At 71.9% G+C, this 8,032-nt stretch carries 9 protein-coding genes; all 9 read right to left on the bottom strand.

Translation table 11 applies throughout. The features are described from left to right. Window positions 1–255, bottom strand: a 255-nt coding sequence (locus tag VIM19_01955) for a hypothetical protein (GenBank protein ID HEY5183676.1), incomplete at its 3' end; no start/stop codon positions are given. Window positions 256–266: 11 nt separating this feature from the next. Next, window positions 267–2,552: a phosphoribosylformylglycinamidine synthase subunit PurL gene (purL, locus tag VIM19_01960; protein ID HEY5183677.1), complete on the bottom strand. Its 2,286-nt coding sequence runs from the start codon at window positions 2,550–2,552 to the stop codon at window positions 267–269. After that, window positions 2,549–3,226, bottom strand: a complete 678-nt coding sequence (gene purQ, locus VIM19_01965; protein HEY5183678.1) for a phosphoribosylformylglycinamidine synthase subunit PurQ — start codon at window positions 3,224–3,226, stop codon at window positions 2,549–2,551. The genes purL and purQ overlap by 4 nt, the downstream gene beginning before the upstream one ends. Beyond that, entirely contained in the window at window positions 3,223–3,468 is a 246-nt protein-coding gene (gene purS / locus VIM19_01970) for a phosphoribosylformylglycinamidine synthase subunit PurS (GenBank protein HEY5183679.1), read from the bottom strand. The genes purQ and purS overlap by 4 nt, the downstream gene beginning before the upstream one ends. Window positions 3,469–3,547: 79 nt before the next feature. After that, window positions 3,548–3,679, bottom strand: a complete 132-nt coding sequence (locus tag VIM19_01975; protein HEY5183680.1) for a hypothetical protein — start codon at window positions 3,677–3,679, stop codon at window positions 3,548–3,550. 292 nt (window positions 3,680–3,971) lie between these two features. Beyond that, the gene (locus VIM19_01980) at window positions 3,972–4,247 is read right to left on the bottom strand and encodes a hypothetical protein (protein ID HEY5183681.1); all 276 of its coding nucleotides are present in this window, start codon (window positions 4,245–4,247) and stop codon (window positions 3,972–3,974) included. A gap of 20 nt (window positions 4,248–4,267) precedes the next feature. Continuing rightward, window positions 4,268–5,239, bottom strand: coding sequence for a UDP-glucose 4-epimerase GalE (gene galE, locus VIM19_01985; GenBank protein ID HEY5183682.1), 972 nt, complete (start codon window positions 5,237–5,239; stop codon window positions 4,268–4,270). Further along, a complete protein-coding gene (locus VIM19_01990; GenBank protein HEY5183683.1) occupies window positions 5,236–6,108 on the bottom strand; it encodes a phosphoribosylaminoimidazolesuccinocarboxamide synthase in 873 nt (290 codons plus the stop codon). The genes galE and VIM19_01990 overlap by 4 nt, the downstream gene beginning before the upstream one ends. Beyond that, window positions 6,105–7,541 carry an adenylosuccinate lyase gene (purB, locus tag VIM19_01995; protein ID HEY5183684.1) on the bottom strand — a complete coding sequence of 479 codons (1,437 nt, stop codon included), beginning with the start codon at window positions 7,539–7,541 and terminating at the stop codon, window positions 6,105–6,107. The genes VIM19_01990 and purB overlap by 4 nt, the downstream gene beginning before the upstream one ends. Between the last annotated feature and the right edge of the window lie 491 nt (window positions 7,542–8,032).

An 8,032-nucleotide genomic window follows, 5' to 3' on the forward strand; every position in this document is an offset into this window, starting at 1 on the left:
CGTGGTGAGCAGCTTGACCACGGTCCGCAGCGCCGGGCGGGGCAGCGGCGCAGCGGTCAGGTCGGGCCGGGAGCCGGCGAGGTCGTCGGCCGCCACGACCAGGTCGAGCACGAGCTGCTCCGGCCCGCCGGCGGCCGCGGGCCGCTCCGCCTCGTCGAGGCTGGCCTGAAGCGGGTCGCCCACCGGCGCCCAGGACCGCAGCGCGGCCACCAGCTCGGCCAGCACCGCCTCGGGTGGGTTCGGGTCAGCCGGCACAGACGGCCGGCTCAGCCGACGCTGGGGCCGAACAGCGCCGGCAGGGTCGCCTCGGACGCCGTCCGCAGCTGGGCCAACGACACCGAGAACTGCCCCTGGACGGCGAGCTCGGCCTGGTCGCCCACGCCGTCCACAACGCCCACCCGGGCCACCGGGACGTGCCGGGCCACGCACATGTCGGTGAACCGCAGCTCCTCCGAGCGCGGGACGACGACCACGGCGCGGCCGGTCGACTCCGAGAACAGCGCGACGAACGGGTCGACGTCGTCCGGCAGCACCACGCGGGCACCCCGGCCGCCGCGCAGCGCCATCTCCACCAGGGCCAGCGCCACGCCGCCCTCGGAGACGTCGTGCGCCGCGGTGAGCATGCCGTCGCGCGACCCGGCGACCAGGATCTCGGCCAGCTGCCGCTCCCGCTGCAAGTCGACGGTCGGGGGCAGCCCGCCCAGGTGGCCGTGGACGACATGCGCCCACTCCGAGCCGCCCAGCTCGTCGCGGGTCTCCCCGACCAGCAGCACGCTCTCGCCCTCCGGCCCCAGCGCCATCGGCGTCCGCCGGGCGACGTCGTCGATGACGCCCAGCACCCCGACCACGGGGGTGGGCAGGATCGCGACCTCACCGGTCTGGTTGTAGAAGCTCACGTTGCCGCCGGTCACCGGGACGTCGAGCGCCTCGCAGGCGTCGGCCAGCCCGCGGACGGCCTCGGCGAACTGCCACATGACGGCCGGGTCCTCCGGCGAGCCGAAGTTGAGGCAGTTGGTCACGGCCAGCGGCTTCGCGCCGGTGGCGGCCACGTTGCGGTACGCCTCGGCCAGGGCCAGCTGGGCGCCGGCGTACGGGTCCAGCTTGGTGAACCGGCCGTTCGCGTCGGTGCTGATCGCGACGCCGCGACCGGTCTTCTCGTCGACCCGGACGACGCCGGCGTCCTCCGGCTGGGCTAGCACCGTGTTGCCCTGGACGTACTTGTCGTACTGGCTGGTGACCCAGCCCTTGGCGGCCAGGTTGGGTGAGGACACCAGCCGCAGCAGGGTGTCCCGCAGCTCCACGCTGGTGGTCGGACGGACCAGCCGCTGCGCCGTCGGCGCGTCGGCCTGCCGGGCGTCCTGGTCGGCCGGCCGCTCGTACGGGCGCTGGTAGACCGGACCTTCGTGCGCCACCGTGCGCGGCGGCACGTCCACCACCGTCTCGCTGTGCCACTCGATGACCAGCCGGTCGGTGTCGGTGACCTCGCCGATGACGGTCGCGGTGATGTCCCACCGCTGGCAGATCCCCATGAACCGGTCCAGCTTGGCCGGCTCGACGACGGCGCACATGCGCTCCTGCGACTCGCTCATGAGGATCTCCTCGGGCGAGAGCGTGGGGTCGCGCAGCGGCACCCGGTCGAGCACCACGTGCATGCCGCCGGTGCCGGCGCTGGCCATCTCGGACGTCGCGCAGGAGATTCCGGCGCCGCCGAGGTCCTGGATGCCCACGATGAGGTCCTCGGCGAAGATCTCCAGGCAGCACTCGATGAGCAGCTTCTCGGTGAACGGATCGCCGACCTGCACGCTGGGTCGCTTGCTCGGCTTGTCGGCGTCGAAGGTCTCCGAGGCCAGGACCGAGACCCCGCCGATGCCGTCGCCGCCGGTCTTGGCGCCGAACAGCACCACCAGGTTGCCGACGCCGGTGGCCTTGGCCAGCTTGATCTCGTCGTGTCGCAGCGAGCCGACGCACAGCGCGTTGACCAGCGGGTTGCCGGCGTAGGACTCGTCGAAGACGACCTCGCCGCCGATGTTGGGCAGGCCCAGGCAGTTGCCGTAGCCGCCGATCCCGGCGACCACGCCGGGCAGCACCCGGCGGGTGTCCGGGGCGTCGGCGGGGCCGAACCGCAGCGGGTCCATGACCGCGATCGGCCGGGCGCCCATGGTGAGGATGTCGCGGACGATGCCGCCCACCCCGGTCGCGGCCCCCTGGTAGGGCTCCACGTAGCTGGGGTGGTTGTGCGACTCGACCTTGAAGGTCACCGCCCAGCCGTCGCCGATGTCGACGACGCCGGCGTTCTCCCCGATGCCGACGAGCAGGGACTCCTTGGCCGCCTCGGTCTGCTTCTCACCGAACTGCCGCAGGTGCACCTTGCTCGACTTGTAGGAGCAGTGCTCGCTCCACATCACCGAGTACATGGCCAGCTCGGACGACGACGGCCGACGCCCGAGGATCTCGCGGATCCGCTGGTACTCGTCCTCCTTGAGGCCGAGCTCGGCCCAGGGCTGGTCCTCGTCCGGGGTGTGCCGGGCGTTGTCGACGGTGTCGAAGCTCATGCCCGCGCCAGCCGGGTCAGGATCGAGGTGAAGAAGGCCAGCCCGTCGGTGCTGGGCCCGGTGAGCGGTTCCACGGCGTGCTCGGGGTGCGGCATCAGGCCGACCACGTTGCCGGCCGCGTTCGAGATGCCCGCGATGTCGCGCCGCGAGCCGTTCGGGTTGACCTCGAGGTAGCGGGCCACGACCCGGCCCTCGGCCTCGAGCTCGTCGAGGGTGCGCTCGTCCGCGACGTAGCCGCCCTCGCCGTTCTTCAGCGGGACGACGATCTCCTGACCGAGCGCGTAGTCGGAGGTCCACGGCGTGCTGGTGCTGTCGATCCGCAGCCGCTGGTCGCGGCAGACGAAGTGCAGGCTGTCGTTGCGGGTGAGTGCCCCGGGCAGCAGGTGGGTCTCGCACAGGATCTGGAAGCCGTTGCAGATCCCCAGCACCGGCAGGCCACCCTGCGCCCCGTCGATGATCATCTCCATGACGGGGGCGAACCGGGCGATGGCCCCGCAGCGAAGGTAGTCGCCGTAGGAGAACCCACCGGGCAGGACGACGGCGTCCACACCGGCCAGGGACCGGTCCTTGTGCCACAGCGGGACCGGCTCGCCGCCGGCCACGGTGATCGCTCGGGCGGCGTCCCGGTCGTCGAGCGAACCGGGGAACGTGACGACGCCGATGCGGGCCATCAGTCCTCCACCCGCACCCGGTAGTCCTCGATCACGGTGTTGGCGAGCAGGGTGCCGGCCAGCTCCTCGACCCGCGCGCGGGTGGCGTCGTCGAGATCGCCGTCCAGCTCGATCTCGAATCGCTTGCCCTGGCGGACGCTGCTGACCCCGGTGAATCCGAGGCGGCTGAGCGCTCCCTGGACGGCCTGACCCTGCGGGTCGAGGATCTCGGGTTTGAGCATAACGTCGACGACGACGCGGGCCACGGGTGCTCCAACTCAGGTCGCGGGGGCTGCGCGCCCAGCCTACCGGGCGGCCCGCCAGGGTCGGTCCGCCCCTTCGCGGTCAGATCAGCTTGGGGAAGGCGATCAGGAAGCTCGCGCCGATCCGGAACGCGGTGGTGGCGAAGGCGAGCATCCCGAGCTGGAGGCGGCGGTTGGCGAACCGGGTGGACATGGCGGAGGAGAACAGGACCACCGCGAACAGGACGCCGAGGAACGTGTCGTTGTCGCCGCGCTGGTTGTCCGCAGCGCCTCCTGGAGCTTCGTGTCCGCTTTGGCGTCCAGGGCCTCCTGCTCGTGGGTGCCGGGGGGGACGTAGGAGTCGAGGGCGAACGGCGAGAGCGGGGCGTTCGCGGGATCGCTGATGCCCCCGAACGCGACCCACTGGTCGAAGGACACCCGGAACCGGGTGGTGAAGCGCTGCTCGAGGTAGGCCGCCGCGGGCTCGTTCTTCGCCGCCTTCATCTGCACCCAGAGGCTGTAGATGCTCAGGTCGGCCTGCCTGGCCTGCGCCACTCGCCGGCCGCCCGGTTGGCCTGGATCCGGGCCGAGGACGCCTGGCTGAAGGCGATCGACATGGCCCCGCCCCACTTGCTCGACTCGAAGACACTCCACGCGGTGAGGATCACGGTCACCGACAGCAGCAGCGCCGAGCAGGTCTCGACCGTGCGGGACGGCTGCTCGCCGCCGGGCTCGGTGCGCTGGAAGAACGACGGGCCGGCGGCCTCGTCGGCGGGTGCGTCCGACCGCCCGTCCTCGGTCACTGCATCTCCCTGGGACATCGTCAGCTCGCCAGGGCCCGCCGGCGCGCGGCCCAGGCCGAGCGGACCATGTCGTCCAGGGAGTGCCGCATCGCCCAGTCCAGGTCGCGGGCAGCCAGCTCCCCGCTGGCCACGATCCGGGCCGGGTCACCCGGCCGCCGCGGCCCGATGCCCGGCTGGAACGCGATGCCGGTGCCGCGGGCCATCGCGTCCATGATCTGCAGCACGCTGGTGCCCGCGCCGGTGCCGAGGTTGTAGACCGGCTGCAGCGGGCGGTTGGCCTCCAGCGCCCGGACGGCGGCCACGTGGGCGTCCGCGATGTCGGCCACGTGCACGTAGTCGCGGACGCAGGAACCGTCCGGCGTGGGGTAGTCGGTGCCGTTGACGACGGGGGTACGCCCCCCGACGAGTGCCTCGAGGACCAGCGGGAACAGGTTGTGCGGGCTGGTGTCGTAGACGTCGTCGTATGCCGAGCCGACCACGTTGAAGTAGCGCAGCGAGGTGTTCCGCAGCGGGGCCACCCGCGCGACGTCGCGGATCAGCCACTCGGCCACCAGCTTGCTCTCGCCGTACGGCGACTCGGGGCCGGTGGCGGTCTGCTCGGTCACCTGGTCGACGTCGGGGGTGCCGTAGACGGCGGCCGAGGACGAGAACACCAGCTGCTCGACCCTCCGCTCGGTCATCGCCTCGAGCAGCACCTGGGTGCCCGAGACGTTCTGCCGGTAGGTGTGCAGCGGGCGCTGCACCGAGACACCGGCGTACTTGAAACCGGCCAGGTGGACCACGCCCGCGCACGAGTACTCGGCCAGGGCCGCGTGGACGGCGCTCGGGTCGACGACCGAGCCCTCGACGAACGGCACGCCGTCCCCGACGAAGTCGCGGTGGCCGCTGGACAGGTCGTCGAGCACGACGACCCCGTACCCGGCCGCGGTCAGCGCCCTGGCCACGTGCGCGCCGATGTACCCCGCGCCACCGGTCACCAGCCAGGTGCTCATGCGAACCGCCGTCTCGTCAGTCGCTCGTAGGCCTCGACGTACTTGGCCCTGGTCCGTTCCACCACGTCGTCCGGCAGCGCCGGCGGCGGGTCGCCGGAGTCCTTCGACCAGCCGGACGCCGACGAGGTCAGCCAGTCCCGAACGTACTGCTTGTCGAAGGACGGCTGGGGCCGGCCCGGCTGCCAGGAGTCGGCCGGCCAGAACCGCGAGGAGTCCGGCGTGAGCACCTCGTCGGCGAGCACGAGGGTGCGGTCGGCTCGGTGGCCGAACTCCAGCTTGGTGTCCGCGACGATGATGCCGCGCTCGCGCGCGACCGCCTCGGCCCGGCCGTAGACCGCGAGGGTCAGCCGACGCAGGTCCTGCGCCGTCGCGTCGCCCACCGTGGCGCGGACCGCGTCGAAGGAGACGTTCTCGTCGTGCTCGCCGAGCGCGGCCTTGGTGGCCGGGGTGAAGATCGGCTCGGGCAGCCGGGAGGCGTCCACCAGGCCGGACGGGAGCGGGAGCCCGCACACCGCGCCGTCGCGTTGGTAGTCGAGCAGCCCCGACCCGGTCAGGTAGCCCCTTGCGACGCACTCGACCGGCACCATCGTCAGCCGCTCGCAGACCAGCGCCCGACCGGCCACCTCGGCCGGCACGTCGGTGGAGACCACGTGGTTGGGCACCAGGTCGGCCAGCTGCTCGAACCACCACAGCGACAGCTGGGTGAGGATCCGGCCCTTGTCCGGGATGGGGGTCGGCAGCACGTGGTCGTAGGCGGAGATCCGGTCCGACGCCACGAACAGCAGCTGGCCGTCCGGCAGCGCGTACAGGTCGCGGACCTTCCCGGTGTACACGTGGGTGAGTCCCTGGATCGTCACCGGGGCGCTCACAGGATCGCCGCCGGCGTGTACCCGGCGGCCTCCGGGTGGGCGGCCACGACCGCCTCGACCCGGGCTGCCACCCGGGCCACCTGGTCGACGGCGGCACCGGTGAACGACAGCGGCTCGGCCACCAGTGCGTCCAGCTCGGCGCCGTTGAGCCCGAGCCGCGGGTCCGTGGCCAGCCGGTCGAACAGGTCGTTGCGTTCGGCGCCCTGCTCGCGCATCTGCAGCGCGACGGCCACGGCATGCTCCTTGATCACCTCGTGGGCGGTCTCCCGGCCCACGCCCTTGCGCACCGCCGCCATGAGCACCTTCGTGGTGGTCAGGAACGGCAGGTAGCGGTCCAGCTCGCGCTCGGCCACCGCCGGGAACGCGCCGAACTCGTCGAGCACGGTGAGGAACGTCTCGAACAGCCCGTCGAGCGCGAAGAACGCGTCCGGCAGGGCCACCCGGCGGACGACGGAGCAGGCGACGTCGCCCTCGTTCCACTGGTCACCGGCCAGCTCGCCCACCATCGACAGGTAGCCGCGCAGCACGACGGCCAGCCCGTTGACCCGCTCGCAGGAGCGGGTGTTCATCTTGTGCGGCATGGCCGACGAGCCGACCTGGCCGGGCTTGAACCCTTCGGTGACCAGCTCGTTGCCGGCCATCAGCCGGATCGTGGTGGCCAGGCTGGACGGCCCGGCGGCCAGCTGGGCCAGCGCGCTGACGACGTCCAGGTCCAGCGAGCGCGGGTACACCTGGCCGACGCTGTCAAGCACCCGGGTGAACCCGAGGTGCTCGGCCACCCGCTGCTCGAGGTCGGCCAGCTTGGTCGGGTCGCCGTCCAGCAGGTCGAGCTGGTCCTGGGCGGTGCCGACCGGGCCCTTGATGCCGCGCAACGGGTAGCGTGCAATGAGGTCGTCGAGCCGTTCGAAGGCGACCAGCAGCTCCTCGGCCGCGCTGGCGAACCGCTTGCCCAGTGTGGTCGCCTGGGCCGCGACATTGTGGCTGCGCCCGGCGATGACGAGATGGTCGTAGCGGACCGCGAGGGTGGCCAGGCGGGCCAGCGCGGCCACCGCGTGGTCGCGGACGAGGAGCAAGCTGGCCCGGATCTGCAGCTGCTCGACGTTCTCGGTGAGGTCCCGCGAGGTCATCCCCTTGTGGATCTGCTCGTACCCGGCGAGCACGCAGAACTCCTCGATGCGCGCCTTCACGTCGTGCCGGGTGACCCGCTCCCTGGCCGCGATCGAGGCCAGGTCGACGTCGTCGACGACCTTCTCGTACGCCTCGATGGCCCCGTCGGGGACGGCGACGCCGAGATGGCGCTGGGCGCGCAGCACGGCGATCCACAGCCGACGCTCGAGGACGACCTTGTGCGCCGGGGACCACAGGTCGGTCATGGCGCCGGAGGCGTACCGGGCGGCCAGGACGTCGGGGATCAGGGCTTCGGAGGAGGGCACGCGGACGATTGTTCCGTATCTGCGACGCGGCTCCGGTCACCCGCAGGAAGTTGCTGCCCCGCTTCATGTTCTCGGTGGGCGGGAGCTGCCCTGAGACCGACCGGGTGAGACACTCGAACACATGTTCTCATATCTGCTTGAGTGAAGTAGGCTTGGTGGATGGTCGCGGATCCGGTTCGCGGGGTGGACCATCCGGCGACGTAGCAGCAGCTGCTGGCGTGATTCCCGGACGACGGGGCCTGCCTTGACTACCTCGCCTCGATCCGGTGGGCGGAGGGTTTCGTCTGCCCGGGGTGCGGTGGGGGCGAGTACTGGCGCGCGGGCCCAACGAAGACCACATGGCTGACTTCACTTAAGCAGATATTCAGCCCCATGTTCGACACCGCGCTCGACGACCTGGTCGAGACCTCGACCCGGGGGTGGTGTTCGGCTGGCCGGCGTCGTTGGAGGACGCAGTCGCCCGGCCGGCCGGGTTGGAGCTGGCCGCGGCG

The organism is Actinomycetes bacterium, from assembly GCA_036510875.1.
Lineage (GTDB): Bacteria > Actinomycetota > Actinomycetes > Prado026 > Prado026 > DATCDE01.

Bases quoted from the DNA above. Each gene is read 5' to 3' on its own strand.
- purL (HEY5183677.1), bottom strand. From the start codon at position 2,552: ATGAGCTTCGACACCGTCGACAACGCCCGGCACACCCCGGACGAGGAC.
- galE (HEY5183682.1), bottom strand. From the start codon at position 5,239: ATGAGCACCTGGCTGGTGACCGGTGGCGCGGGGTACATCGGCGCGCAC.